At 69.8% G+C, this 26,940-nt stretch carries 22 protein-coding genes and 1 pseudogene; 13 read left to right on the top strand and 10 right to left on the bottom strand.

The window, feature by feature from the left end; translation table 11 throughout:
* Positions 1 to 73: 73 nt before the first annotated feature.
* Positions 74 to 750: pseudogene (locus ACZ5Z0_RS15520) on the top strand (DUF1684 domain-containing protein).
* Between the two features lie 4 nt (positions 751 to 754).
* A complete protein-coding gene (locus ACZ5Z0_RS15515; protein WP_464109192.1) occupies positions 755 to 1,243 on the top strand; it encodes a GtrA family protein in 489 nt (162 codons plus the stop codon).
* A 5-nt stretch (positions 1,244 to 1,248) separates the two neighbouring features.
* Here ACZ5Z0_RS15515 and ACZ5Z0_RS15510 read toward each other — a convergent pair whose 3' ends face one another.
* The 6 genes from ACZ5Z0_RS15510 to ACZ5Z0_RS15485 all read right to left on the bottom strand — a co-directional run bounded on the left by ACZ5Z0_RS15510 (position 1,249) and on the right by ACZ5Z0_RS15485 (position 7,788).
* A complete protein-coding gene (locus ACZ5Z0_RS15510; RefSeq protein ID WP_464109191.1) occupies positions 1,249 to 2,403 on the bottom strand; it encodes a cysteine desulfurase family protein in 1,155 nt (384 codons plus the stop codon).
* An 8-nt stretch (positions 2,404 to 2,411) separates the two neighbouring features.
* Positions 2,412 to 3,329: a carboxylating nicotinate-nucleotide diphosphorylase gene (gene nadC, locus ACZ5Z0_RS15505; RefSeq protein WP_464109190.1), complete on the bottom strand. Its 918-nt coding sequence runs from the start codon at positions 3,327 to 3,329 to the stop codon at positions 2,412 to 2,414.
* Positions 3,326 to 5,137: an L-aspartate oxidase gene (locus ACZ5Z0_RS15500; protein ID WP_464109189.1), complete on the bottom strand. Its 1,812-nt coding sequence runs from the start codon at positions 5,135 to 5,137 to the stop codon at positions 3,326 to 3,328. Before ACZ5Z0_RS15500 ends, nadC begins: the two co-directional genes overlap by 4 nt.
* A complete protein-coding gene (gene nadA / locus ACZ5Z0_RS15495) occupies positions 5,134 to 6,444 on the bottom strand; it encodes a quinolinate synthase NadA (RefSeq protein WP_464109188.1) in 1,311 nt (436 codons plus the stop codon). Before nadA ends, ACZ5Z0_RS15500 begins: the two co-directional genes overlap by 4 nt.
* On the bottom strand, positions 6,441 to 7,157 hold the full coding sequence (locus ACZ5Z0_RS15490) for an NUDIX hydrolase (protein ID WP_464110802.1): 717 nt from the start codon (positions 7,155 to 7,157) through the stop codon (positions 6,441 to 6,443). Before ACZ5Z0_RS15490 ends, nadA begins: the two co-directional genes overlap by 4 nt.
* 157 nt (positions 7,158 to 7,314) lie before the next feature.
* Complete coding sequence (locus tag ACZ5Z0_RS15485) at positions 7,315 to 7,788, bottom strand: Lrp/AsnC family transcriptional regulator (RefSeq protein ID WP_138768944.1); 474 nt, start codon at positions 7,786 to 7,788, stop codon at positions 7,315 to 7,317.
* A 173-nt stretch (positions 7,789 to 7,961) separates the two neighbouring features.
* Here ACZ5Z0_RS15485 and ACZ5Z0_RS15480 point away from each other — a divergent pair, with 173 nt between their 5' ends.
* The 5 genes from ACZ5Z0_RS15480 to ACZ5Z0_RS15460 all read left to right on the top strand — a co-directional run bounded on the left by ACZ5Z0_RS15480 (position 7,962) and on the right by ACZ5Z0_RS15460 (position 12,684).
* On the top strand, positions 7,962 to 9,335 hold the full coding sequence (locus tag ACZ5Z0_RS15480; RefSeq protein WP_464109187.1) for an amino acid permease: 1,374 nt from the start codon (positions 7,962 to 7,964) through the stop codon (positions 9,333 to 9,335).
* A gap of 124 nt (positions 9,336 to 9,459) precedes the next feature.
* The gene (locus ACZ5Z0_RS15475; protein WP_464109186.1) at positions 9,460 to 10,497 is read left to right on the top strand and encodes a thiamine pyrophosphate-dependent enzyme; all 1,038 of its coding nucleotides are present in this window, start codon (positions 9,460 to 9,462) and stop codon (positions 10,495 to 10,497) included.
* Positions 10,490 to 11,530, top strand: coding sequence for an alpha-ketoacid dehydrogenase subunit beta (locus ACZ5Z0_RS15470; protein ID WP_464109185.1), 1,041 nt, complete (start codon positions 10,490 to 10,492; stop codon positions 11,528 to 11,530). Before ACZ5Z0_RS15475 ends, ACZ5Z0_RS15470 begins: the two co-directional genes overlap by 8 nt.
* Entirely contained in the window at positions 11,523 to 11,852 is a 330-nt protein-coding gene (locus ACZ5Z0_RS15465; protein ID WP_464109184.1) for a biotin/lipoyl-containing protein, read from the top strand. The genes ACZ5Z0_RS15470 and ACZ5Z0_RS15465 overlap by 8 nt, the downstream gene beginning before the upstream one ends.
* Before the next feature lie 4 nt (positions 11,853 to 11,856).
* On the top strand, positions 11,857 to 12,684 hold the full coding sequence (locus ACZ5Z0_RS15460; RefSeq protein WP_464109183.1) for an alpha/beta fold hydrolase: 828 nt from the start codon (positions 11,857 to 11,859) through the stop codon (positions 12,682 to 12,684).
* Between the two features lie 92 nt (positions 12,685 to 12,776).
* Here ACZ5Z0_RS15460 and ACZ5Z0_RS15455 read toward each other — a convergent pair whose 3' ends face one another.
* The gene (locus ACZ5Z0_RS15455; protein ID WP_464109182.1) at positions 12,777 to 14,111 is read right to left on the bottom strand and encodes an MFS transporter; all 1,335 of its coding nucleotides are present in this window, start codon (positions 14,109 to 14,111) and stop codon (positions 12,777 to 12,779) included.
* 376 nt (positions 14,112 to 14,487) lie between these two features.
* Between ACZ5Z0_RS15455 and ACZ5Z0_RS15450 the strand changes: the two genes are divergently transcribed.
* The 6 genes from ACZ5Z0_RS15450 (at position 14,488) to hpaD (ending at position 21,167) form a co-directional block, all read left to right on the top strand.
* The gene (locus ACZ5Z0_RS15450; protein ID WP_464109181.1) at positions 14,488 to 15,204 is read left to right on the top strand and encodes an IclR family transcriptional regulator; all 717 of its coding nucleotides are present in this window, start codon (positions 14,488 to 14,490) and stop codon (positions 15,202 to 15,204) included.
* A 92-nt stretch (positions 15,205 to 15,296) separates the two neighbouring features.
* On the top strand, positions 15,297 to 16,778 hold the full coding sequence (locus ACZ5Z0_RS15445) for a fumarylacetoacetate hydrolase family protein (RefSeq protein WP_464109180.1): 1,482 nt from the start codon (positions 15,297 to 15,299) through the stop codon (positions 16,776 to 16,778).
* Positions 16,745 to 17,488 (top strand): GntR family transcriptional regulator, encoded by a 744-nt coding sequence (locus ACZ5Z0_RS15440; protein ID WP_464109179.1) that lies wholly within the window; start codon positions 16,745 to 16,747, stop codon positions 17,486 to 17,488. Before ACZ5Z0_RS15445 ends, ACZ5Z0_RS15440 begins: the two co-directional genes overlap by 34 nt.
* Before the next feature lie 78 nt (positions 17,489 to 17,566).
* A complete protein-coding gene (gene dapA, locus ACZ5Z0_RS15435; protein ID WP_464109178.1) occupies positions 17,567 to 18,511 on the top strand; it encodes a 4-hydroxy-tetrahydrodipicolinate synthase in 945 nt (314 codons plus the stop codon).
* 46 nt (positions 18,512 to 18,557) lie between these two features.
* Positions 18,558 to 20,063, top strand: coding sequence for a 5-carboxymethyl-2-hydroxymuconate semialdehyde dehydrogenase (gene hpaE, locus ACZ5Z0_RS15430; RefSeq protein WP_464109177.1), 1,506 nt, complete (start codon positions 18,558 to 18,560; stop codon positions 20,061 to 20,063).
* 33 nt (positions 20,064 to 20,096) lie between these two features.
* Positions 20,097 to 21,167 carry a 3,4-dihydroxyphenylacetate 2,3-dioxygenase gene (gene hpaD / locus ACZ5Z0_RS15425; RefSeq protein WP_464109176.1) on the top strand — a complete coding sequence of 357 codons (1,071 nt, stop codon included), beginning with the start codon at positions 20,097 to 20,099 and terminating at the stop codon, positions 21,165 to 21,167.
* Between the two features lie 7 nt (positions 21,168 to 21,174).
* Here the strand turns inward: hpaD and ACZ5Z0_RS15420 are convergent, their stop codons facing one another.
* From ACZ5Z0_RS15420 to ACZ5Z0_RS15410, 3 genes are all read right to left on the bottom strand, one after another.
* Complete coding sequence (locus ACZ5Z0_RS15420) at positions 21,175 to 22,566, bottom strand: MFS transporter (protein ID WP_464109175.1); 1,392 nt, start codon at positions 22,564 to 22,566, stop codon at positions 21,175 to 21,177.
* A gap of 89 nt (positions 22,567 to 22,655) precedes the next feature.
* Positions 22,656 to 25,736: an AAA family ATPase gene (locus tag ACZ5Z0_RS15415; protein ID WP_464109174.1), complete on the bottom strand. Its 3,081-nt coding sequence runs from the start codon at positions 25,734 to 25,736 to the stop codon at positions 22,656 to 22,658.
* A complete protein-coding gene (locus tag ACZ5Z0_RS15410) occupies positions 25,733 to 26,908 on the bottom strand; it encodes an exonuclease SbcCD subunit D (RefSeq protein WP_464109173.1) in 1,176 nt (391 codons plus the stop codon). The genes ACZ5Z0_RS15415 and ACZ5Z0_RS15410 overlap by 4 nt, the downstream gene beginning before the upstream one ends.
* Between the last annotated feature and the right edge of the window lie 32 nt (positions 26,909 to 26,940).

The raw sequence follows: 26,940 nt of genomic DNA, 5'->3' as shown, positions 1-26,940 counted from the left end.
TACGGCCCGTCTGGCGCAGCCGACGGCAGGGCCCGCCGCATTTCCTGCAACGAAACCCGGCTAGGCTGGGGGGATGGCTGAACAGCACTTTGATGGAGCGGACTTTGGCGAGCCGGACGGTGTCGCGCGGATGTCCGCCGTCGACATCGCGGACTGGCGGCTCCGGACCTTTGCGCTGTACGCCACCGTGCGGAAGATCGCCGCGGACAGCCCGGCCGAAGCGCACTCCTACTGGCGGCACGAGCGCGACCGCATGTTCGGTACGCACCCGGCGTCGCCGCTGACCGACGAGGCCAAAGCCAGCTTCGGCGGCCTGAAGACCGCCGACTACGACCCGATCTACCGCTTCCACGTCCCGATCACCAAAGAGGGCGCGGGGCGGGAGATGAACGTCGAGACCGGGACCGACGGAATGGTCCGCTTTGTCCGGCTGGGCACCTTCGACCTGCCCGAGATGGGCCAGTTGGCGGTCTGGAAGCTCAACGGCTACGGCGGCGGGATTTTCGTGCCGTTCCGGGATGCCACCGCCGGCCAGCCCGGCGGCAGCTACGGCGCCGGCCGCTACCTGCTGGACACCATCAAGGGCGCCTTCCACGGCGTCACCGGTTCCGGTGTGACGCCGCCGAGTTCGTGCTGGACTTCAACTTCGCCTACAACCCCTCCTGCGCGTACAACGAGGCGTGGGCCTGCCCCCTGGCCGGGCCGTCGAACCGCCTGGCCGTGGACATCCCGGTCGGCGAGCTGTACTAGCCGGATGGAGTCGCAGCTACAACAAGCGCAGCCAACCTCGCAGTCCCTGTCGCCCGCGGCCACGCGCCGCCGCCACCGGGTCGTGCTCCGCTATCCGCTGGTCCGGCAGCTCCTGCGTTTCACCGGCGTCGGCGTCGTCTGCACCGTGACCTCACTGGCGCTGTATGCGTTCATGCGGCCGTGGATCGGATCCCAGCCGGCCAACGCGGCGGCGTTGATCATGACCTCGCTGATGAATACGGCCCTGAACCGCCGGCTGACGTTCAAGATCACCGAACGCCACCGGATGAAGCGCGACCACCTGAACGGGCTGATAGTGATCGCCGTTGCGCTGCTGATCACCGGCGGCAGCCTCGGGGTGCTGCATTGGGTCAACCCCGACGCGACGGTGGCGGACGAGCTCTGGACCACCACTTTATCCGGCTTCCTGGCCACGGCCGTGCGGTTCACCATGCTCCGGCACTGGATCTTCCGCCGCGCCCGGCACCGCTAGCCTATTCAGCCGCCGAGGGTGCGGATGCTGCCGACGGCGGTGCGCACCGCGGCTGCCGCTTCGCGCAGCTCGGCCGCCGTGACGGACGAATCGAAGCTGAAGCGCACGGCCGTCTGCGCCACCTCGGCGCCGATCCCCATGGCCAGCAGCACCGGGGAGGGCTCGTCGGAACCAGCCGCGCAGGCCGAGCCGCTGGAGCAGATCACTCCTTGGCGTTCGAGCTCCAGCAGCACCGATTCCCCGCTGGTGCCCGGGAAGCAGAACGATGCAACCGAGGGGAGCCGGTCCGCCGGATGGCCGGTGAGGAAGGCGCCGGGCACCCCGGCCAGGACCTCGGCAATGAAGTCGTCACGCAGGGTGGCGACCCGCGCCGAGGCCTCCCGCTGCGACGGCCCGGCGAGGCCCAGCGCCGTCGCCAGGGCCACGGCCCCGGCCACGTTTTCGGTACCGGAGCGGCGGCCGCGCTCCTGCCCGCCGCCGTGGATCAGCGGCTCCAGCCGGGTCCGGCCGCGCACATACAGCGCCCCGCAGCCTTTCGGGGCGCCCAGCTTGTGGCCGGACAGGCTCAGCGCGTCGACCCCTAGCCCGCGCACATCCAGGGGCAGCCAGCCGGCGGCCTGCACGGCGTCGGTGTGGAACGGGATGCCGAGACCCCGGGCCAGTGCCGCCAGCCGGGCCACCGGCTGGACCGTACCCACCTCGTTGTTGGCGTACATCACGCTCACCAGCGCGGTTTCCGGCCGAAGTACGGCCGCGAGCGCTTCCTCGCTCACCTGCCCGTAGCGGTCCACCGGGACCACGTCCACGGCGAAACCATGGACGCGTTCGAGGTACCTGGCGGATTCTTCCACGGCCGGGTGTTCGACGGCGCAGATCGCCACCCGGTCCAGTCGCCGATCGGCCGCGCGGCGGGCCAGGGCGATGCCTTTGACCGCGAGGTTGTCCGCTTCCGTCCCGCCGGCGGTGAAGACGACTTCGCCGGGGCGGCAACCCAGGGCCTTCGCCGTCGTCTCCCGGGCACCGGCGAGCGCCGCGGCGGCGGCGTCGCCGAGCGAATGGTGGCTCGACGGATTGCCGAAGTCCCCGCTGAGGTACGGCCACATGGCCTCAAGGACCTCACGGCGGACCGGCGTCGTGGCGGCGGCGTCCAGGAAGATCACGGTGCGCCTCAGCCGGCCGGTTCCAGCTCGACGTCGAGGCCCAGGTCCAGGGCGGTGACGCTGTGCGTCAGGGCACCAATCGAGATGATATCCACGCCGGCGGCGGCAACCCCGGCCACGGTGGCGAGGCTGACGTTGCCGCTGGCCTCGACCCGGGCCCGCCCGCCGACCAGTTCGACGCCGGCTGCCAGTTCTTCCGGTGAGAAGTTGTCCAGCATGATGGTGTCCACGCCGGCGGCCAGCACAGGCTCAATCTGCTCCATGCTGTCCACCTCCACCTCGAAGTGCGTGGTGTGCCCCAGCCGGGCCTTGGCGCCGCGCAGCACCGCGGTGAGCTTCGCCGGGTCTCCCCCGGTCAGCACCGCAAGGTGGTTGTCCTTGGCCAGGACCGCGTCCGAGAGGCTGAAGCGGTGGTTCGCTCCCCCGCCGCAGCGGACCGCGTAGCGCTCCAGCACACGGAGCCCCGGCGTCGTCTTCCGGGTGTCGGTGATCCGCGCGCCGGTGCCGGCCACCAGCGCGACGAACTGCGCGGTACGCGTGGCGATCGCGCTCATCCGCTGGACCAGGTTCAGCGCCACCCGTTCGGCCAGTAGCACGCCGCGGGCGTTGCCGGTCACCCGGGCCAGCGCCGTGCCGGCGTCGAAGGCTTCCCCGTCGGCGACGAGCAGTTCCACCGCGGCACCCGGGTCCGCCAGCTTCATCGCGGCGGCGAACACCTGCCCGCCGCTGAACACCCCGGGCACCCGGGCTGCGAGCACCGCGGTGGCGCGGGCATCGGCCGGGATAAGGGTCTGCGAGGTGATGTCGCCGTAGGGGGCGTCCTCCAGCAGGGCCGCACGGAGCACGGCGTCGACGGCGGCCGCCGGCAGGGAGCCGGCAAGCTCGACGCCGGTCAGCCCCGGGGTGTCCTGGGTGGTGGTGGTCATGAGGAAATCCTTTGCATGGAGGGGGTTCGGGCGGACGCCGGGTCGGTATCGGCCCGGTGGTGGGCGCCCACGGATACCGTCCGGTTCCGGGCGGCCTCCACGAGCAGTTGAGCAGCCAGCAGCAGGTTGCGGTCCTCGTGCTCCCGCGGGTCTTCCGAGTCCGGCGCGGTCCTAGGGCGGACCACATCGGCCCAGTCGGCAAGCTGCGCAGCCGCAGCATCGAGCTCAACGCCACTGCGCAACACCCCGGCAGCCCGAGTCATCAACCGCCCCAGAGCCGCCCGAGAAAACAACCCGGGACCCGACCCAGTCTTCCCAACACCATCGGGCAAGCTGGCCTGGTGGTGTTCCCGGCTGGCACTTACGGAAGGCTGGCCACCGTCGTTCGATGGCGTTCCGGAAGCGTGCGTCAAGGGGAGGCCGCTTGCGGCCGTGGGCCCACACGATCCGGGTTCCCTGGCCGAGCTTGCGAGGTTAGGGCGATCGTGGGGAGCACGCGGAGGAACGGCGTCGGACGACGCCCCAACTGACGTCCAGCCAGTTTCGCCCCCGAGGAAGTCCTCCACGGCCCGCCGTCCGAACACCAACCCTTCGAGCAGCGAGTTGCTGGCCAGCCGGTTGGCTCCCTGCGCCCCGGTGCAGGCGGCCTCGCCCGCGGCGTAGAGCCCCGGCACCGAGGTGCGGCCCCAGAGGTCGGTGGCGATCCCGCCCATCCAGTAGTGGGCTGCCGGGGACACCGGCAGCGCTTCGGCGGTCCAGTCATAGCCGGCCGCCCGGGTCCGGGCGGTGATGGTCGGGAAGCGACGGGCCAGGAACCCGGCCCCGCGGCTCGCTTCGATCCCCCGGGCATCCAGGAACGCCGGGCTGTCCGCCGGCTGCCCGGTTGCGGCCAGGTGCAGGGCAATGCTGCGGGAGACGACGTCGCGCGGGGCCAGCTCGGCGTCCGGGTGGTAGTCGGGCATAAAGCGGTGGCCTGCGGCGTCCAGCAGCATGGCCCCCTCACCGCGCACCGCCTCCGAGATCAGCAGCGACGGCGGCCCGCCGGGTGCCTCGGCGGTAGCCAGCGTGGTGGGGTGGAACTGGAAGAACTCCAGGTCACGGACCGCTGCGCCCGCACGCCAGGCGAGGGCGAGGCCGTCGGCGGTGGCAACGGCGGGGTTGCTGGTGCGGGCAAACAGCCGCCCGGCGCCGCCGGTGGCGAGCAGCACGGCGTCGGCCTCCAGCCGTCTCCGCTGTCCGCCGGCCAGGTAGGCGACCCCGGTGACGGCCCCCGAAGCCGCGCCGCCCGCAGGGTCGTCGCCGTCGGTGAGCAGTGCGGTCACAAAGGCGCCGGTCTCAACCCGGAGCCGACCCTGGACGGCGCGCTCCAGCACGGCGGCCACGAGGCCTCGGGCGATGCAGGCACCGGTCGCATCGCCGCCGGCGTGCAGGATGCGGGCGGCCGAATGCGCGGCTTCCAGGCCCAGGGCCGGTCCGCCGTCCGACCGGACGTCGAAGTTCACGCCAAAGCGACGCAGCCCGGCGATGTCCCGCACGGCCTCGGTGCACAGGATCCGGACGGCGTCGGGATTGTTCAGCCCGGCCCCGGCCGCGAGGGTGTCCGCAATGTGGGCCTCGACCGAGTCCCCCGCCGCGGCCTCGCCCGGCGCCAGCACCGCGGACACACCGCCCTGGGCGTAGAAGGTGTTGCTCGCCTCGAGCGAGCCCTTGGTCAGCAGCACCACCTCGGCGTCCGGCGCTTCGGAGGCGAGCAGCGCCGCATACAGCCCGGCGATCCCACTCCCGGCGACGACGAGTCGCCTGGTCACGGCCGCGCCGCCAGCATGCGTTCGAGGGCCACCCGGGCGGGGGCCGCGACGTCGTCCGCCACCGTGATCCGGTTGACCACCTCGCCGCGGACAAGGGCCTCCAGCACCCAGGCCAGGTAGCCGGGGTGGATGCGGTACATCGTGGAGCAGGGGCAGATCACGGGGTCGAGGCAGAAGATGGTGTGCTGCGGGTATTCCGCGGCCAGCCGGTTGACCAGGTTGATCTCGGTGCCGACGGCGAAGACAGTGGGTTCGGTGGCGGCGGCGATGGCCTTGCGGATGAAGTCCGTGGAGCCGGCCGAGTCGGCCGCGTCCACCACCGGCATGGGGCATTCGGGGTGCACGATGACCTGCACGCCCGGGAAGTCGGCGCGCGCCTTCTCGATCTGGGCCACGTTGAAGCGCTTGTGGACCGAGCAGAAGCCATGCCACAGGATCACCCGCGAGTCCTGCAGGGCGCGTTCGTCATTGCCACCGAACTCCTTGCGCGGATTCCACATCGGCATCTGCTCCAGCGGCACACCCATCGCCTTGGCGGTGTTGCGGCCCAGGTGCTGGTCCGGGAAGAACAGCACGCGCTGGCCCCGTTCAAAGGCCCATTCCAGCACCGTGGCGGCGTTCGAGGAGGTGCAGACGATTCCGCCGTGCTCGCCGCAGAAGCCCTTGAGCGCTGCGGAGGAGTTCATGTAGGTGACCGGGATGACCGGGACCCGGCCGTCGGCATCGGGCTCGGTGCCGAACAGCTCCTCCAACTGCTCCCAGCACTCGGTCACCGAATCGATGTCCGCCATGTCCGCCATCGAGCAGCCGGCGGCGAGATTGGGCAGGATCACGGCCTGCTCGGGCGCGGAGAGGATGTCCGCGGTCTCGGCCATGAAGTGCACGCCGCAAAAGACGATCGCCTCTGCGTCCGGCCGGGTCAGGGCCGCGTTGGCGAGCTGGAAGGAGTCGCCCACGAAGTCGGCGTACTGGATCACCTCGTCGCGCTGGTAGAAGTGGCCCAGGATGACGGCCCGGTCACCCAACGCCGCCTTCGCCGCCCGGATCCGGGCGTCCAGTTCGGCTTCGCCGGCCAGGCGGTATTCCTCCGGCAGCTGCCCCTGCCGCGGGGTCGAGGCCGGGGCGACGTCGGCCACGGAGGCGCCCGGGCCGTACGCCGGGACGCCGGCCAGGGCCTCGGCGAGATCGAAGTCCCACGGGCCGCGGGCCAGGGCCGGGCTGCAGGTGGAACCTGCCGCGGCGGCTGGTGCCTGGCCTGCGGCCTGTTCGCGCGTAATCAGCTGGATCGCCGTGTTGACGCTGCTCATGGTGTGCTCCTGTTGTCTGGATCGAGGCCGGGGCGGCCGGTGAAGCGGTAGAGGCGGGGTGGGCGGTGCTTGCCGCCCTGGAGGTATTCGTCGGTTTCTTCGATTTCCGGGGTGGCCTTGACCTGGCGGCGGAAGTTGGCCGGATCCAGTTCGCGGTCCAGGACTGCTTCGTAGACCTCGCGGACCTGAGCGAGGGTGAAGTACTCGCCGAGCAGGTGGTAGGCGATCGAGCCGTAGGCCATCTTGTTCCGCAGCCGCCAGAGCGCGTAGTCGACGATTGCGTTGTGGTCGAACGCCAGGTCGCCAAGCCGGCCCGCCCGGAACCAGCGGACATTTTCGGATTCGTCGGCCAGCGCGGCCTCGGTGGGCTGGACCAGCGCCCAGTAGACAATCGAGACCACCCGCTGGGTGGGCGAGCGGTGCAGGCCGCCGAAGGCATAGAGCTGTTCGAGGTAGCTGGGCGCCAGCCCGGTGGTCTCGCGCAGGTTGCGGGAGGCTGCGTCCTGCAGCGATTCCGCATGTGTCAGCGGGCCGCCGGGGAGGGCCCACTGGTTCTTGAAGGGCTCGCGGATCCGGCGCACCAGCGGGATCCACAGGGTGGGGCGGCCGGTGCGTTCACTGGGGCGCAAGGCGAAAATCACCGTGGAGATGGCCAGCGACGGCGGCGCGAGCTGGCGCTCGGAGACGTTGGCTGGTGAGGTGTAGACGGTGATCGACCCCCGCGTTCCGGGGTCCTGGCCGGTCCCTGCGGACCGCCCGGACGGTTCCGGCCCGACCGCCGGAGTAGTTATAGTCAAGTTGACTAGAACTAATTCTACGACGCCGGCGACCAGGGGCAAAATGTTTCAGCCCGGCGCCGCACGGCGGCGGCTATTGCTGCTGGGCGGCAGCCTCCAGCAGCGGCAGGGTGCGGCCCTGAAAATGGGTGTTGAGCACGATCACCGAGGAGGAGCGCAGTACGGTGCGGGTTGCGATCATGGCGTCCAGCACGCGCTGCAGGTCCGAGTTGGAGCGTGCGGCGATGCGGGCCATCAGGTCCGATCCGCCGGACACCGTATGGATCTCGATCAGCTCCGGAATCCGGGCGAGGGCCTCCACGACGGCGTCGTGCCCGAGGTCCTGGTTGATGGTCAGGGAGCAGAAAGCCACGACCGGATAGCCGAAGCGGGCCGGGTCCGGCTGCGGCACCCACGAGCCGATGACGCCGCTGTCCTGCATCCGGTCCAGCCGCGACTGTACGGTGGCGCGGGCGACCTTCAGCACCCGGGATGCCTCCAGGACGGAGGACCGCGGGGAGTCCGTGAAGAATCGGACAATTTTGGCATCCAGCGGGTCGACGTTCACTTCAGCTTCCTTGCCTGCAGGGTTTCAACAGCACACATCGTCGCGATCCGGGCCGGGCGATGAACAAACTGCAACCATGCTCTCACGCCGCCCGCGCCAACTGGCCCCGCCGGGGCGGTAAATTCGTATGGTCCCAAAAGGACGCCACCACCACCGTAAGAAGGTTCGCCAGCATGACAACGATGTCCCCCGCGGAGCGCCCGGCCCTGAAACTCGGCCACAGCATGAAGCCCCGCCAGCTCACCATGATGGGACTCGGGAGCGCCATCGGCGCGGGCCTGTTCCTCGGATCGGGGGCCGGGATCCAGGCCGCCGGCCCGGCCGTCCTGATCTCCTATCTGGTCGCCGGCACCCTGATCATCATCGTGATGTGGGCCCTCGGTGAGATGGCCGCGGCCAACCCGAACAGCGGCGCGTTCTCCGTCTACGCCGAACGTGCCCTGGGCAGGACTGCCGGCGCCACCGTGGGCTGGCTCTGGTGGCTGCAGCTCGTCGTCGTCATCGCCGCCGAGGCGCTCGGCGCGGCCGGACTGCTCTTTACGGTCTGGCCGGTGATCCCGGCGTGGGGGCTGGCCCTGGTTTTCATGGTGCTCTTCACCGCCATCAACCTCGCCGGGGTGAAGAACTTCGGCGAGTTCGAATTCTGGTTCGCGATCCTCAAGGTTGCCGCCATCCTGCTGTTTCTGGCCATCAGTGCCGCGCTGCTCCTAGGCTGGCTGCCGGACGTGCCCAGCCCGGGGTTTCACAACTTCACCGCCGACTTCGCCCCCGCGGGCCTGGGCGGCATCGCCACCGCCCTGTTCGTGGTGATCTTCGCCTTCGGCGGCACCGAAATCGTCAGCGTCGCCGCGGCCGAGACCGAGAACCCCGAACGCAGCGTCGGCCACGCGATCCGCACCGTTGTCTGGCGCATCCTGGTGTTCTACATCGGCTCCGTCTTCGTCATCGCCGCCGTGCTGCCCTCGACGTCGGCGGCGCTCAAGTCACCGTTCGCGGGCGTGCTGGATCTGGCCCGTATTCCGGGCGCCGGGGCGGCAATCACGCTGGTCGCCGTCGTCGCCCTGCTCTCGGCCCTGAACGCGAACCTGTACGGCGCCTCCCGGATGGCCTACTCCTTGTCAGAGCGCGACGAGGCCCCGAGGTTCCTGTCGCGGCTGAACGGGGCCCGCGTTCCGGTCATCGCCGTCGGCATTTCGGTGGCGTTCGGCTTCCTGGCCGCGGTGCTTGAACTGCTGTTCCCGGAGCGGATCCTCCCGGCCCTGTTCCAGCTGGTGGGTTCGACCTGCCTCGTGGTGTGGGGCTCGGCGCTGGTGTCCCAGTTGGTCCTGCGGCGCCGGGCGGACCGCGCCGGCACCGAACTGCCGCTGCGGATGAAGGGGTTCCCCGGGCTGACCATTTTCGGCCTGGTCCTGCTCGCCCTGATCTTCGCCGTCGGCTTCAGCAGCCCTGACAGCAGCAGACAGCTCTTCAGCACCATGGCGTTGATCGCGGGCATCGCCGCCGCATGCTGGATTGGCGCACGGATCAGCGCCCGGCGCCCGAACTGACCCGCAGACCAGCCCTATACAAATTGCCAACTACATCGAGGCCGGACCCGGAAGCTTTGCGCAGAGTGGTCAGCCTTTGCTTGACTGATTGCCTAACCGTTGGCCCGTGACTAGGGTCACAGGCATGGACACACTCCCCCTCGCGGTTACCGGCGACGAAGCCAGCCCGCTCACTTCCGCCCAGCTGCGCGAGCTGTATTCGCTGATGGTCGCGGTGCGGCACCTGGACACCTCCGCGATCGCCTGGCAACGGCAGGGCATCATTCCCGGCTACGCCCCTGAACTCGGCCAGGAGGCGGCCCAGGTGGGCAGCGGCTACGCCGTCGACACCACCCGCGACTTCGTCTTCCCCACCTACCGCGAGATGGGCGTCGCCCGGACCATGGGCGTGGACATGGTGGGCTACATGTCCACCCACAAGGCCACCTGGCACGGCGGCCTGTACGACCCGCTGGAGTCCCGGCTCGCCCCGATCCAGGCCGTCGTCGCCGGATCCGTGCTGCACGCCGTCGGCTGGGCCCACGGCCAGACGCTCGAAAACAAAGACGGCGTCGCGCTGACCTACTTTGGCGACGGAGCGTCCTCGCAGGGCGATGTCCACGAGGCGCTGAACTTCGCCGCCGTGATGAAGGCGCCCGTGGTCTTCTTCGTGCAGAACAACGGCTGGGCCATCTCGGTTCCGACCGAACGCCAGGTGGCCGGCGGCTCCGTCGCCGCCCGCGCGGCCGGCTACGGCATGCCTGCGCTGCAGATCGACGGCAACGACGTCGTCGCCGTCGTCGAGGCGACCCGCCGCGCCTTCGCGCACGCCCGCTCCGGCAACGGCCCGGTCCTGATCGAGGCCATGACCTACCGCCGCGGTCCGCACTCCACTTCCGATGACCCCGGCCGCTACCGCTCCCTCGACGAAGAGCGCGACGGCGCCGGCGAGGACCCGCTGGAGCGGCTCAAGCAACGGCTGCTGGCGGACGGGATTGCGGACGAGGCGTTCTTCGCCGACGCGCTGGCCGCCGCCAAGGCCGAGGAGGAGCAGATCCGCACCGGCATCCAGGCCCTCGGCCCGCGCCCCGGAGCCGAAATGTTTGACCTGGTCTTCCAGGAAACCACCCCTGCCCTGCAGGCCCAGGCCGCCAACTGGCGCGAGGAGTCCGAACATGTCTAACTCGATCCTTGAAAGCGAGACGGCTATTACTCCCGCTTCCGGCACCGTGATGTCCATGCAACAGGCGCTCAACCGCGCCCTGGACGAAGTACTCGCGGAAAACCCCAAGGCCGTCATCTTCGGCGAGGACTGCGGCCGGCTGGGCGGGGTCTTCCGGATCACCGACGGGCTGCAGGCCAAACACGGCGCGCAGCGCGTCTTTGACACACCGCTGGCCGAATCCGGCATCCTCGGCATGTCCGTAGGCCTGGCCATGGCCGGCTTCCACCCCATCCCGGAGGTCCAGTTCGACGGTTTTGCCTACCCGGCCATCAACCAGATCGTCTGCCAGATCGGCCGGATGAACTACCGCAGCCGCGGCACGCTGCCGATGCCGATCACCCTCCGCGTGCCCAGCTTCGGCGGCATCCGCGCCCCCGAACACCACGGCGAAAGCCTCGAGGCGCTCTTCGCCCACGTGCCGGGGCTGAAGGTGGTCTCGCCGTCGAATCCGCACGAGGCGTACCACCTGCTCAAGTACGCCGCCACCCGGCCGGACCCGGTGATCTTCATGGAGCCGAAGTCCCGCTACTGGCAGAAGGGCGAGGTGGACCCCACCCGGCACGACGCCGACGGCGGCTCCCCCACCGGCGCCAAGGTCATGCGGGAGGGCCGGCACCTGACCCTCGTGGCGTGGGGCGCGATGGTGGCCCGCTGCCTCCAGGTGGCCGAACTCGCGGCCGAGGACGGGATCGACCTCGAGGTCCTGGACCTGCGCTGGCTCAAACCGATCGACGCCGCGGCGCTGGCCGCGTCCGTGCGCAAGACGCGCCGCGCCGTCGTCGTCCATGAGGCGCCGCTGACGTCGGGTCTCGGCGCCGAGGTGGCACAGCTGATCACGCAGAGCTGCTTCGACACCCTCAAGGCGCCGGTGGAGCGGGTCACCGGCTTCGACGTCCCCTACCCCTCGGGAGACCTCGAAGACGAATACATCCCGAACATTGACCGGATCCTCTTCGGCATCCAGCGAGTATTGGAGTACAAACGTGGCTGAAATTTCCTTCCCGCTACCGGACCTCGGCGAAGGCCTGATCGAGGCGACTGTGTTGGAATGGCTGGTCTCGCCGGGTGACCAGGTGGAGCGCAACCAGCCGCTGGTGGAAGTTGAAACCACCAAGTCGGCCGTCGAATTGCCGAGCCCGCAGGCGGGTAAGGTAGTGCGTATCCACGGCGGGCCCGGCGACAAGATCAACGTCGGCGAGCCGCTGATCGTGTTCGAGGTGCCGGACAACATCGCAGGCATCGTGGGCACGGTCCCGAAGGAAGAGGCACCGAAGCGCCGGGTCCGCCTGAGCGCCGTACTTGATGAGGACTGACACCATGAGCGGCAGGCACACCGGCGAACAGCATTCCCACACCGTCGAGGGCACCGACCCCCAGCTGTACGTAGGGGTGCACGATCCCAAGGACGACGCCGGCCTGCGTCCGGTGCTGCTGCTGCATGGCTTCTCCTCCTCCTCCAAGCTCAACTGGGAGGACACCGGCTGGATCACGGCCCTGACCGAGGCCGGACGCCGCGTCATCACGGTGGACCTGCCCGGCCACGGCCGCAGCGGCGCCCCCGAGGACCGGGACTCCTACTCCCCCAGCCGGATCCGCGCGGACCTGCTTCAGATCGCGTTCGACGCCGGCGCCCGCCCGCTGCGCGACGGCGACCCGGCCAGCGGACTGGACGTGATCGGCTACTCCCTGGGCTCCCGGCTGGCCTGGGAATTCGGTGCCACGCAGCACGAGCTGGTCCACCGGCTGGTGCTGGGCGGCCCCAACGTGGCGGATCCGTTGGCGGAGTTCGACCTGGTGGCCGCGCAGCGCTACCTGGCCGACGGCACGCCGATCGCCGATGCGTCCACCGCCGGGCTGCTGAAGATGGCGCAGCTGCTGCCGAGCAACAACATTTTTGCCCTGCTGTCCCTCGTCGAGGCGATCAAGGACGAACCGTTCGACCCCGCCGAGGCCGTGCCGCCGATGCCGATGATGCTGGTGGCCGGGGAGAAGGACGAGCGGGCCGCGTCCATGCCCGAACTCGCCACGCTGGGCGCCAAGGCCGGGGCGATGGTGGAACAGCTCATCCTCCCGGCCCGGAACCACACCAACGCCATCACCAGCCGCGCCTTCAAGCAGGGCGCCATCGAGTTCCTGGGCGCCTGAGCCCTCGCTTAAACAGCAACGCGGGGTCACTTACCGCCGGTCCGGGGGTTCCGGATGGGCGACAAGTGACCCCGCGTTGTTGTTTGGGGTGCCTAGTGGTGGCGACTGACGCCGAGCGGGCGTCCCTTGGTTTCCTTCGCCAGGATGACGCCGACGGCGGAGATGACGCAGAGGATCATGATGTAGATGCCGATGGAGCCGGTCCAGTGCGTGCCCTGCAGCAGGGCTTCCGCGATGGTTGCCGCGAAGGCGCCGCCGAGGATGGCGCCGAAGGCGTAGCCGATCGAGATGCCCGAGTAGCGGACGTTCGCCGGGAACATCTCGGCGTACATGGCGGACATCGGGCCGTAGGACAGGCCAAGGCCGATCGTCAGGACGAACAGCGCCACGCCGTAGAGCACGATGTCCTTAGTGTCGATCAGGGCGAACATCGGGATCATCCAGGCGAAGACGATGCCGTATCCGATCAGAAAGGTCTTGACGCGGCCGATCTTGTCAGAGAGCCAGCCGCCGACCAGGGTGAAGATGAGCCAGCCGAAGGAAGCCAGCGTGGTTGCCAGCAGGATCTGCGGGGTGGGCATCTTCAGCGACTTGGTGGCGTAGGAGATGAAGAAGGCGATCAGCAGGTAGCCGGCGGCGTTGTTGCCGATGAAGATCATCGTCGAGTAGAGGACGGCCTTCTTGTGCTTGCGGACCAGCTCGCCCAGGGGCGCCTTGCTTTCCTTCTTGCGCTCCTGCATCTCCTGGAAGACCGGGCTTTCGGCCACGGCACGGCGGATCAGGTAACCGACCACGATCAGCACGATGGACAGCAGGAACGGCACCCGCCAGCCCCAGGACGCGAAGTCTTCCTTGGACATGCCGGTGTTGAGGAAGTACAGCAGGCCGGTGGCGAGGATCATGCCCACGGGGACGCCGATCTGCGGGTAGGCGCCGAACAGGCCGCGCTTGCTCATCGGAGCGTGTTCGACGGCCATCAGGGCAGCGCCGCCCCATTCACCGCCGGCGGAGAAACCCTGGATAACGCGCAGCGTGATCAGCAGGATCGGAGCCCAGACGCCGATCTGGGCGTAGGTGGGCAGCATGCCGATGAGGGCCGTCGCGGCACCCATCATGACCAGGGTGAAGACCAGCATCGCCTTGCGGCCGAGGCGGTCGCCGAGGTGTCCGGCGATGATGGCGCCGAGCGGGCGGAACAGGAAGCTGATGCCGATCAGCGCGAAAGACAGGATCTGCGCCAGGCCGGGGTTGGAGGCGTTCAGCGGCGCCAGGAAGAGCGGTGAGAGCAGCGTTGCTGTCAGTTGGGCGAAGATGAAGAAGTCGTACCACTCGATGGTGGTACCGACCAGCGTCCCGGCGAGGACCTTGCGTTCCTCATGCTTGCTGCTGGGGCCCGTCTCTGAATCGACGGTTGAAGTTGCGGTCATTGGAACTCCGTTGCTGGGGGCAGAGGTGCTGCCCGGGGTGGGTGCGAAGTGAATAACTGAATGCCTCTTGAATTACTGATCGAACGGTCAGTTAGTATCTGCGATCTTACTATGGAAAATGTGATCAGGCACACATTCGGGGCAAAATTGCTGGTTGGGACCCAAAATGTGACGCCGGGCCCATCCGGCCGGGGCCAGCGGTTCACTGGCAGCCCGCGTCGGGCCGCGGCTCGCCGAGGCCTTGTAGGGGCCGCATTCATGTTCTATAATCGAACACTCAGTTCCGATATAGAACGGTACTGGACCGTGATCCCGAACACAAGAGTCTTGCCGCGCCGCCCCCGGCGCCGCACCCCCCGGCCCTAGGATGGATCCCATGACCCCGACCGCCGGCAGCGCCCAGGCCTCCCCGTCCCAGACGCTGTCCCGAGGCATCCGCGCCCTGGAGATCCTCGCCGACGCCCCGGAGCCGCTCACCATCGCCGAGCTCGCCGACGCCATGGGCGTCCACCGCTCGGTCGCCTACCGCATCCTGCGCACCCTCGAGGACCACTCGCTGCTGGTCCGGGACGACGCCGGCAGGGTCCAGCCCGGCCCCGGCCTGGCCGTCCTCGCCCGCGGGGTGGCCCGCAACCTGCAGACCGCAGCTCTTCCGGAGCTCACCCAGCTGGCCAACGCCCTGAACATGAGCGCTTTCGTGGCGGTCTGGGACCGCGAGGACTGCGTCACGCTCGTCACTGTCGATCCGCGTCACACGGGCGCCGCCGTGGTCCAGCACCCCGGGTCCCGGCACCCGGTCAGCGCCGGCGCCCCGGGCATCGCGATCCAGTCGGCCCTTTCGGAGCAGGAATGGCACAGCCTTGCCCCCGCTATCCCCTACCGTGCCGAAGCCGCCGAGGCACGCCGGCGCGGCTTCGCGGCCAGCCACGAAGAAGTTATCCCCGGTGTCTCCTCGCTGGCCGTGCCGGTGAGGGTGCCGGGCGGCCGGCCGGCGGCCCTGGCGGTGGTCTATATCCGCGACGCGCAGGATCCGGCGGAGGTTGCGGCCGCCCTCTCGGCGAGCGCCGCGCGCATCGAAGCACAGCTGGGCTGAGCCGGCGGCGCCGGGCGCAGTGCCTTGACAATCTCCCCGGGCTCGGGCAGTTTAGTATCGTATACGATTTCATACTCAATGAGGAGAATGCGATGGAGCAGCTCTCGCAGGACGCCCTGGCCGCCACCGGCAAGGTCATCGCCGTGCACATCAACTACCCGAGCCGTGCCGCCCAGCGCGGCCGCACCCCGAAGCAGCCCTCCTACTTCCTCAAGCCCTCCTCCTCCCTGAGCCTCTCCGGCGGCACGGTGGAACGCCCGGTCGGCTGCGAACTGCTGGCCTTCGAAGGCGAGGTGGCCCTCGTGATCGGCACCCGGGCCCGCCGGGTCTCCCCCGAGGACGCCTGGCGCCACGTCGGCTTCGTCACCGCTTCCAACGACCTCGGCCTCTACGACCTGCGCTACGCGGACAAGGGTTCCAACCTCCGTTCCAAGGGCGGGGACGGCTTCACCCCCGTGGGGCCGGCCCTCATCCCGGCCGCCGAGCTCGACCCGGCGGGCCTCCGCGTCCGAACCTGGCTCAACGGTGAGCTCGTCCAGGAGGACACGACCGGCACATTGCTCTTCCCCTTCGCCCGGCTCGTCGCTGACCTCTCCCAGCTCCTGACCCTGGAGCCGGGCGACATGATCCTGACCGGTACCCCGGCCGGCGCCTCGGTGGCGCAGCCCGGCGACATGATGGAAGTCGAAGTCGACGCCCCGGCGTCCGGACTCAGCACCGGCAGGCTGACGACGACGGCGGCCCAGGGCACCGTGCCACTCGCCGACTACGGCGCACGGCCGCGCAGCGACGACGCCCAGCGTGCGGAGGCCTACGGCACGCCAGCGGCCGCGGCGGCCGCTGCACCGGCCGCAGCCAAGAGTGCACTGACCCCGGAGCTGAAGGCCAAGCTCGAATCCGTCGCCACGGCAACGCTGAGCTCCCAGCTGCGCAAGCGCGGCCTCAACAACGTCAGCATCGACGGCCTGCATTCCACCCGGCCTGACCGCACCGTCGTCGGCGTCGCCCGGACCCTGCGTTACGTGCCCAACCGCGAGGATCTGTTCAAGACCCACGGCGGCGGCTTCAACGCCCAGAAACGCGCCATCGACTCGCTCCGGGAAGGCGAGATCCTGGTGATGGAGGCCCGGGGCGAAAAGGGCACCGGCACGGTCGGGGACATCCTGGCCCTGCGCGCCCAGGTCAACGGCGCCGTCGCCGTCATCACCGACGGCGGCGTCCGCGACGTCACCGCGGTCGGTGCGCTGGAGATGCCCACCTTCTTCGCCAACGCCCACCCCGCGGTCCTGGGCCGGCGCCACATCCCGTGGGACGTTGACCTGACCATTTCCTGCGGCGGCGCCACGGTTCAGCCCGGGGACATCATTGTGGGCGACGCCGACGGCCTCCTCGTGATTCCGCCGGCCCTCGCGGAAGAAGTGGCTAACGACGCGCTGGTCCAGGAGGCCGAAGAGACGTTCATCGCCGAGATGGTCGCCGCCGGGCACAGCGTGGACGGCCTGTACCCGATGAACGCGCAGTGGCAGGAAAAGTACCGGGCATGGGCCGCGGACCGCGCGCAGTCCCGGCCATGACCAGCGCCGTGGCCCGTACCGAGGGCGTCAGCGACAGCACCGGCGCCGGCGTCGGCATCGGCACTGCGAGCAAGTCCGAGCAGGCCTACGCCGCGATCAAGGCGGGCATCCTGAGCGGCGAGTACTCCCCCGGTTACCGGCTGGTGCTGGCCAAGATCGCCGAGGATCTGGGTTTCAGCGTGGTCCCGGTCCGTGAGGCCATCCGCCGGCTCGAGGCTGAGAACCTCGTCGTGTTCGAGCGCAACGTCGGCGCCACGGTGGCCGGAATCGATCCGACCGAATACCTCTACACCATGCAGACCCTCGGGATCGTCGAAGGCGCCGCGACGGCGCTGTCCGCGCCGCTGATCTCCGCGGCGGACATCGAAAGGGCCCGCGCGGTCAACGAGCTGATGCGCGAATGCCTGGCGAACTTCGACCCGGTCCGCTTCACGAGCCTGAACCGTGACTTCCACAGCGTCCTGTTCGAACACTGCCCCAACCCGCACATCCTCGACCTCGTGCACCGCGGCTGGAACCGGCTGCAGGCACTGCGCTCCTCCACCTTCAGCTACGTGCCCGGCAGGGCCCGGCAGTCGGTCGAGGAACACGAGGCGCTGTTGGGGCTGCTCGAGGCGGGCGCGCCGGCGGACGACGTCGAACGCGCTGCCCGCGCACACCGTAATGCCACCCTCGACGCCTACCTCGCCCACCGGGCGCCCACTCCCTGACCACTGCCACAGCCACAGCCACCCGACCGCGACAGCCACAGCCCACGGCTCCCCCGCCCCGAGCGACAAGGAAAAACAATGAAGTTCCGTTCCGACCCCCAGCAGCACCTCAAAGGCTCCCTCGCCGCGATGTTCACCCCCTTCACCAGTACCGGTGACGTCGACCACGGCAGCCTGCGGAACATGGTCGAATGGCAGATCGCCAGCGGCTCCTCCGGCATCACGATCGGCGGGTCCACCGGCGAGCCCAGCGCCCAGTCCGTGGAGGAGCGCGCGGCCGCGATCCGCGCCACCGCCGAGGCCATCGGCGACCGCGTCCCCTTTATGGCAGGCACCGGCACCGCGAAACTGCAGGAAACACTGGAACTGACCCAGGCCGCCGTCGACGCCGGCGCGGACGCGTCGATGATCATCACCCCGTACTACTCCCGGCCTACGCAGGAAGCCCTGTACCGCTGGTACGCCACGATCGCCGCCGAGTTCCCGGACATGCCGTTCGTCATCTACAACGTGCCGTCCCGGACCGCGGTGGACATGGCGCCGGAAACCGTGGCCCGGCTGTTCCGCGACTTCGACAACATCGTCGGAATCAAGGAGACCACCAAGGACTTCGAGCACTTTTCCCGCGTGATGCACCTGGCCGGCAAGGACCTCCTGGTCTGGTCCGGCATCGAGCTGCTGTGCCTGCCGCTGATGGCGATTGGCGGCGTCGGCTTCATCTCCGCGCTGGCGAACATCGCCCCGAAAGCCTCCGCCGACATGTACAAGGCCTGGGTCGAGGGGGACTTCGAGACCGCCCGGGAGATCCACTACGGCGTGCACCCGCTGGTGGACCTCTTGTTCGTCGAGACCAACCCGGCACCGAGCAAGTGGCTCATGGCCGAGGCCGGCCTCATCTCCTCCGACTACGTCCGCCCGCCGCTCATCACCCCCACCGACGCCGGGCTCAAGAAGATCAACGAACTGATGGAAGCCGGCCGGGAGTACCTCACCCCGGTGGACGGCTTCCGGATCGCCAAGTAACAGCTGCACACCGCAACTTCACCGCCGAAGCAAAGGATTGATCCCCATGGCCGAGCACTACATTCCGGACGACCTCCCCACCCGGATCCGGCATTACATCAACGGCGAATTCGTCGACTCCGTCAGCGGCCGGACCTTTGACGTCCTGGATCCGGTCTCCAACGAGACCTATGCCACCGCGGCCGCCGGGCAGAAAGAGGACATCGACCTCGGCGTCGCCGCAGCCCGCACGGCCTTCACCGAGGGCCCGTGGCCGCGGATGAAGCCGCGCGAACGCGCCCGCGTGCTGAACCGGATCGCCGACGCCGTCGAGGCCCAGGAGACCCGGCTCGCGCAGCTGGAGACGTTCGACACCGGGCTGCCGATCACCCAGGCCAAGGGCCAGGCGCTGCGGGCGGCGGAAAACTTCCGCTTCTTCGCCGACCTGATCGTGGCGCAGTTCGACGACGCCATGAAGGTCCCCGGCGCACAGATCAACTACGTCAACCGCAAGCCGATCGGCGTCGCCGGTCTCATCACGCCGTGGAACACGCCGTTCATGCTGGAGTCCTGGAAGCTCGCCCCGGCGCTGGCCACCGGCAACTGCGTGGTGCTCAAGCCGGCCGAGTTCACCCCGCTCTCAGCCTCGCTCTGGGCGAAGATTTTCAAGGACGCGGGCCTGCCCGACGGCGTCTTCAACCTGGTCAACGGCCTCGGTGAGGAGGCCGGGGACGCCCTAGTGAAGCACCCGGACGTGCCGCTGATCTCCTTCACCGGCGAAACGACCACAGGCAAGACGATCTTCCGCAACGCCGCGGAGAACCTCAAGGGCCTCTCGATGGAACTCGGTGGCAAGAGCCCGGCGATCATCTTCGACGACGCCGACCTCGACGCCGCGATCGACTCGACCCTCTTCGGCGTCTTCTCGCTCAACGGCGAGCGCTGCACGGCCGGCTCCCGGATCCTGGTCCAGCGCGGCATCTACGAGGAATTCTGCGAGAAGTACGCCGCCCGCGCCAAGAACATCGTCGTCGGCGACCCGCACGACCCGAAGACCGAGGTCGGCGCGCTGGTGCACCCGGAGCACTACGAGAAGGTCGCGCGCTACGTCGAGATCGGCAAGTCCGAGGGCCGGCTGCTGGCCGGCGGCGGGCGTCCGGAGGGACTTCCTACCGGCAATTACATTGCCCCGACGGTGTTCGCCGACGTCAAGCCGGACGCCCGGATCTTCCAGGAGGAGATCTTCGGGCCGGTCGTGGCGATCACCCCGTTCGAGGACGACGCCGAGGCGCTGGCCCTGGCGAACAACACCCGCTACGGACTGGCCGGCTACGTCTGGACCAACGACCTGACCAGGGCGCACACCTTCTCGCAGAGCCTCGAAGCGGGCATGGTCTGGCTCAACAGCCACAACGTCCGGGACCTGCGCACTCCGTTCGGCGGGGTCAAGGCCTCGGGCCTCGGCCACGAGGGCGGCTACCGGTCAATCGACTTCTACACCGACCAGCAGGCCGTCCACATCACCCTGGGCAGCGTCCACACCCCGAAATTCGGTGCCACGGCGGAGCGCTGAGACGCTTCCCCTCCTCAACGAAGAGAGAATTCCATGAACCACATCATCACCCCCACGGTCCCGGCGCCGGACATCGTCCGCTGCGCCTATATGGACCTCGTGGTCACCGACCTGGAAAAGTCCCGCGCCTTCTACGTGGACCTGCTGGGCCTGCACGTCACCTACGAGGATGAGGACGCGATCTACCTGCGCTCCTTCGAGGAGTTCATCCACCACAACCTGGTGCTGCGCAAGGGTCCGGTGGCCGCGGCCGCGGCGTTCGCGTACCGGGTCCGCACCCCCGACGACGTCGACAAGGCCGAGGCTTACTTCGCCGAAATGGGCTGCCGCAGGGAGCGCCGTAAGGACGGCTTCGCCCGCGGGATCGGCGACTCGGTCCGCGTGGAGGATCCGCTGGGCTTCCCCTACGAGTTCTTCTACGAGGTGGAGCACGTGGAGCGCCTGACCCAGCGCTACGACCTCTACAGCGCCGGCGAGCTGGTCCGGCTGGACCACTTCAACCAGGTCACGCCCGACGTGCCGCGCGGCCGGAAATACCTCGAGGACCTGGGCTTCCGGGTGTCCGAGGACATCAAGGACTCCGACGGCGTCACGTACGCGGCCTGGATGCACCGCAAGCAGACCGTCCACGACACCGCCCTCACCGGCGGCGACGGCCCGCGGATGCACCACATCGCCTTCTCCACCCACGAGAAGCACAACATCATCCAGATCTGCGACAAGATGGGCGCCCTGCGGATCTCGGACCGGATCGAGCGCGGCCCCGGCCGGCACGGCGTGTCCAACGCCTTCTACCTCTACATCCTGGATCCGGACGGCCACCGGGTGGAGATCTACACCCAGGACTACTACACGGGCGATCCGGACAACCCCACGGTGACCTGGGACGTGCACGACAACCAGCGCCGCGACTGGTGGGGCAACCCGGTGGTTCCGAGCTGGTACACCGAGGCCTCCCTGGTCCTGGACCTGGACGGAAAGCCGCAGCCGCTCGTGATCCGCACGGACAGCAGCGAAATGGCGGTGACGGTCGGCGCCGACGGTTTCGCCTACACCCGGGAACCGGGCGAGGAGCGCGGCTTCAAGCTCGGCTCGCAGCTCTAGCGCGGGGCTATGCGGCCGCCGTCGTCGTACCTCGGTGGAGGACGACGGCGGCTGCCGCGCCGAGCAGGAAGAGCGCCGCCGCGGCACAGACCGGAACCAGGAACCCGGCCGAGTAGCCGAGGTTTTGCGCCAGCTGGCCGGCGATGGACGAGCCCACCGCGGTGCCGGCGACGATGCCGCTGGCCAGCGCCGTCATCACCGTACCGAGTTTGCCCGCCGGGGCCACAAGGCCGCCGATGGCGAACACGGTGACCATCAGCGGACCCACCGGCAGGCCCAGGACCAGGAGTAGCAGGATCATGGGCGGCGCCGTCGAGGGCAGGAGCAGCAGGGCCGCGAGTCCTGCCATCAGCGCGGCGCAGGCCAGCCACCGGACGTTGACGCTGAACCGACGGGGCCAGTAGGCCACCGACAGCGCCGCGGCGGCCGAGCTCAGGCCCATCACCGCGTACAACAGACCCGCCAGTTCCGAGGTGGCGAAGCTGGCCGCGAAGGAGCTCAGGGAAGTCTGCGTCGAGCCGAAGAATGTTCCCATGCAGACCATGGCCAGCACCGGCAGTCCGACGGCGGCAAAGCCGGCCGCGCGCTGCCCGGACGTCAGGGCCTTCCGCCGCTGCCGCTCGGCGGCCGAGGCTGTCCGGCTCCGCGCCGGGGTGCGCGGCACGGCACGGTGCGTCGGGTGCACAGCGAAGGCGGGGACCAAGGTGAGGGTCAGCGCGGCGGCAAGGGCGAGCGGCAGCCAGGGGCTGATAAGGCTGGCCAGGATTCCCACCAACGCCGGGCCCAGCACAAAGGTCAGCTCATCGGCGGTGCTCTCGTAGGACAGGGCGGTGTCCAGGTCTTCGGCGCGTCCGCCCCCGCTCCGGGAGCTCAGGGCCATCCAGCGGACCCGGGCCAGCGGGCCAACCTGCGGGCAGCTGGCGCCGGCGACAAACGCCGCGGCGAGCACCGGCACCGCGGCGGCCAGCTCCCGGCCCACCGGAACCAGGTACGCGGCGAGGATGAGGGCGCTCACGGCCAAAGTGTTGAAAACGGCGGAAACGAGGAGGACCGGGCGTTGGCCCCGCCGGTCCGCCAGCGCGCCCAGCACAGGGGCGCCGAGCGCCGAGCCGATGCCGACAGCGCCGGCCGCGGCCCCGCCGACGGCGTAGGAATCCGTGACGGCGGTGACGAGCGTCAGGGCGCCGACGGTGAGCATGGCCAGCGGGAGGCGGGCGAACAGGCCCAGCGGGATGAAACTGCGGCCGGCCAGCAGGGGAAGCCGGGCAAAGCGGCCGCCACGGCCTGCCGCTGCGGTGTCAGGCGATGGCGTGGCGGTGGTTGTTGTCTCGGTGGTTGTTGTCTCGGTGGAGACGGGCGCCGCAGAGGCAGGCGCCTGGGAAGACGGAGAGGAAGTCATGTTTCCGGGTTCGTTCGATGGTGCACATCGTCCCTCCTCCCGATGCGCGCGACCCGGTAACGATCAAATTATACCCGAGCAGCCTGGCCTCAGGCCGGGGCATCGTCCGAGATATGCAGCGTCGAACCGTTGCGGCCCTTGACCACCTGCAGCTGGGTGGTGATCCGCTGCTTCATTTCCGCCACGTGGCTCACCAGGCCCACCACCCGGCCGCCGTCGCGGAGTCCCTCAAGCGCATCCATGACCTGCTCGAGCGACTGCTCGTCGAGACTGCCGAACCCCTCGTCCACGAAAAGCGTCTCAATGTCCACCCCGCCGGATTCCATCTGCACCACGTCCGCGAGGCCGAGGGCCAGGGCCAGGGAGGCCATAAAGGACTCCCCGCCGGAGAGCGTGGCCGTGTCCCGGCGCTGGCCGGTCCACTGGTCCACGACTTCCAGTCCGAGCCCGGATTTCTGCCCCCGGGCCGCCCGCGCGTCGGTGTGCTGCAGGGTGTACCGGCCGTCGCTCATGCCGATCAGCCGCTCCGAGGCCGCGGCCGCCACCTGCTCCAGCCGGGCCGCGAGCACGTAGCTGTTCAGGCTCATGCGGTACGTGTTGTCGCCGCCGCCGCGGGCGGCCTCGGCGACGGCGCTCCACAGCGCCGCACGTTCCCGCGGCTCCCGGCCGGCTGCTGCCTGTTCCGCGTAGTTGGCGGAGATCCGGCCAAGGGCCCGCACCGAGTTCCCGGCCAGCCCCGCGGCCAGCACGGACTCCCGGGTGGCGCGGTCGGCCGCGGCGGCGTCCTCCCGGAGCTGGGCGAGCACGGCCAGGTCCACGGCGCCGTCAGTCGCCAGCTCCCGGGCGGCCAGGGCGAGTTCCTCGCCGGCAAAGAGTTCCTCGAGCCGGGCGGCCTCGTCCTGCCCGGCACGGACGGCGGCTTCCAGGCCGGCGGCGTCGTGGGCCGGCAGCAGCACCGAGCGGGCTGCGGCGGCCGACTCGAAGCCGGCGGCGGGGAGTGCCTGGTCCAGCTGGGCGCGGGCCTCCGCAATCCGTGCCCGGGCCTGTTCGAGGCTGCCGGCAGCGGCATCGGCGCGTTCGAGCAGTGCTGTCGTTCCGCGGACCGCGTTCAGGCGCGTCCCGAGGCTCGGGTGCCCGGAACGCAGCCCCGCCAGGGCGGCCTCGAGTTCGTCAGCCTGCCCCCGGACCGCGCTGAGGGTGGATTCGGTCTGGGCGATCCCGGCGGCGGCCGCCATTTGGCCTTGTTCCGCGGCCGCAATCTCTGCCTCCAGCTCGCCGCGCCGCGCCCGGTTGGCAGCGAGTTCCTCTGCGGCATGGGTCGCTTCGGCAGCCCGCTCCTTCGCAAGGGCGGCGTCGCTCCGGGCAACATCCGGCGCCGTGTCGCCGCCCTGCGCGGCCAGGACGGCCAGGTTCTGCTGCGCCTCGCCCAGCTCTCGCTCCAGCGCAGCCAGCACTGCCTCGGCGGCATCGGCGGCCTCCTGTGCGGTCTTCTCGGCGTCGGCGATGGCCAGGGCGGAGGCCGCGGCCGGAGCCGGAGCCGGGTGCTCGGCGCTGCCGCAGACCGGACACGGTTCATCCGGGAGCAGCTGGGCCGCGAGTTCCGCGGCGGCATTGGCGAGCCGCTCTTCCCGGAGGTCCAGCCAGCGCTGCCGTCGGTCCTGATGAGTGTCCCGGGCCAGCCGGTGCCGCTCGGCGATCCCGGCACAGCTTTCCGCGGCCTGGGCGTATCGGCCCACCATGGCGACCAGTTCGTCCGCGGCGGCGGCCTCCTTGGTGCGCAGCTGGACTTCCGCGGCCAACTCCTCGAGCGGGGCCAGGGCCGCCAGGAGCGCCGCGGACTCGGCGCGCAGGGCAGCCAGGGCCGCGGCGCCGGAGCGGTGTGCCTCGTGCAGGCCGTCGAGGCTGAGCTGCAGTTCGGTGCCACGGGCCATCAGGGCGGCCAGCCGGTCCTCGTCCGGCAGCCGCTCCTCCAGGACCGCCCGGAGCGAACGCAGCCGGCCGAGTTCGCCCCGCAGCACCGTGCTCGCAAAGAGCGGCGCGGCGGCCGGGCCGCCGTCGGCCGGTGGCAGATCCGGCGGGGCGGCCGGCAGTGCGGCAAGTTCCGGGTCGGTGAGGGCCGCGGCCCGCAGTTCCGTGGCCGCGCCGGCGGCGGCAGCGGCAGCGCGCTCCTCCGCGGTCTCGGCGCTGTCCACGGCCTGCAACTGACCGCCGAGCACTTCGGCCTTCCGGTGCCGCTGCAGCCGTTCTGCCGCGTCCCGCAGCTCGGGGGCCGCCGCCTCGGCGTCGGCGCGGCGCTGTTCAGCCGCCGCGAGTTTGGCCTGCCGCTCGGCGCGGGCGGCCGTTCCCTCCAGCCGGGCGGACAATTCGCGGCCCTGCCGCTCGGCCTCGGCCGCCGCGGCCTGCCGGTCGGACGCCGCCGCCGCCGCAGCGTCCCCGAGCCAGGCCAGCAATCTGTCGGCGTCCTCCCGGGCCGGCGCACCGTCCAATTCGAGGCCGAGTCCTGCTGTTTCGGCCTCAGCCTGGGCCAGCAGCAGCATGAGCTGGTTGTTGAGGCTTTCCACCTCCGCACGGGCCTCCGCGGCCCGCCGCCCAAGTTCCTGTTCCACCGCTTCGAAGCGCTGGGTGCCGAAGAGGCTTTGGAGCAGCACCAGCCGGTCGGAGGCCTTCGAGCGCAGGAAGGCGGCGAAGTCGCCCTGCGGCAGCATCACCACCCGGGTGAACTGCTCCCGGTCCATGCCCAGCAGGGCAGTGATCTCGGCGCCGGCCTCGTCGTTGCGGCCGGACTTTTCCAGCCATTCGCCGTCTACCCGCTCGCGCAGCAGGGTGTTCGCCTTCTGTTCGGTGAAGCCGTTTTTGCCCCGGGCGCTGGGCTTGTTCCAGGCCGGCGTCCGGGAAACCTCGAAGTGCCTGCCCTTGGCGGAAAACTCGCAGGTGACGCGCGGCTCTGCGGCGGCATCGGCGTGGTCGCTGCGCAGCCGCTTGCCGTCCTGGCGGGCACCGGGCACGGAGCCGTAGAGGGCGAAGCAAATGGCGTCCAGGACGCTGGTTTTCCCGGCTCCGGTTGCGCCGTTGAGCAGGAAGAGCCCGTGCGCGCTAAGCCGGTCAAAGTCGATGACCTCCGTGCCGGGGAACGGACCGAACGCGGAGATTTCCAGGCGGTGGATCCTCACCGGGACACCCCTTCCAGTCGGACGGCTTCGAGCGCTTCGGCCAGGACACCGGATTCGGCTTCATCGGCAGCGCGGCCCCGGACGTGTTCCAGGAAACCGCAGCAAATCGAGAGGTCATCCCCGGCCTGGGCCAACCTGCTGCTGTAGCTGGTCTTGGCCGACGCCTCGGCGCCCTGCGGGTCGAAGCCGAGCACGAGCGTGTCGGGGAAACGGGCCCGCAGGCGTTCCATTGCCTGGGACGGGCGCTGCGGATCGGTCAGCGTGATCTGGCAGTAGGCGCCCTCGGCCCAGCCAAACTCCTCGGCGGCCAGCAGCTCCTCGAGGGTGCCCCGGAGCACGGCGAGCTGGCGCGGCGCGTCCCAGAGCACCTCGGTGACGTCAGTAACCCCGGTGGCATCCACGTCGATCAGCCAGCCGCCCTTCCGGTGCTTCGCTTCGGAGAACGAGTAGGCCAGCGGGGAGCCGGAATAGCGGACGGCGGCCGAAAGCGTCTGCCGTCCGTGCAGGTGTCCCAGGGCGGTGTAGCTGAAGCCGTCGAAGAGATCCAGCGGCACGGCACCGACTCCGCCGATGCTCAGGTCCCGTTCGCTGTCCGAGCTGATCCCGCCGCTGGCGAAGGTGTGTGCCAGCACCACGGAATGCACCGTCCGCGTCTTGGCCCGGGCCGCGATATCGGCGCGGATCAGTTCGGTGGCGGCGCGGGTGACCTCGAAGTGGCTGGCGGTCTCGACGCCCAGCTGCGCGGCGACCAGCCGCGGTTCCAGCCAGGGGATGCCGTAAATGGCGAGCACCGGCCCAGCGCCGGCGTCATCCGACAGCGGCAGCAGCAGCGGCGTGTCCAGTTCGGCGAGCCGGGTGCGCAGGTGCACTCCCCCGCGTTCGAGCAGCCGGGAGGCGAACCCGAGCCGGATGGCCGAGTCGTGGTTTCCGCTGGTCAGCACCACCTTGGCTCCGGCCCCGCTCAGCCGCACCAGCGCGTCATCCAGCAGGCCGACGACGTCGACCCCGGGCAGCGCGCGGTCGTAGACATCTCCGGCGATGAGGACGACGTCGACCGACTGTTCGCGGACCACGTCTACGAGCTGGTCGACGAAGGCGCGCTGGGCCTCGAGCATCCCGACGCCGTGGAATGACCGGCCCAAATGCCAGTCCGAGGTGTGCAATAACCGCATGCCACTACGCTAGCGGCTGCCACCGACAGTTC

Source organism: Arthrobacter sp. T2-23 (genome assembly GCF_055398325.1).
Note: the sequence above shows the minus strand (reverse complement) of the source record. Positions and strands in the feature narration are given on the sequence as shown.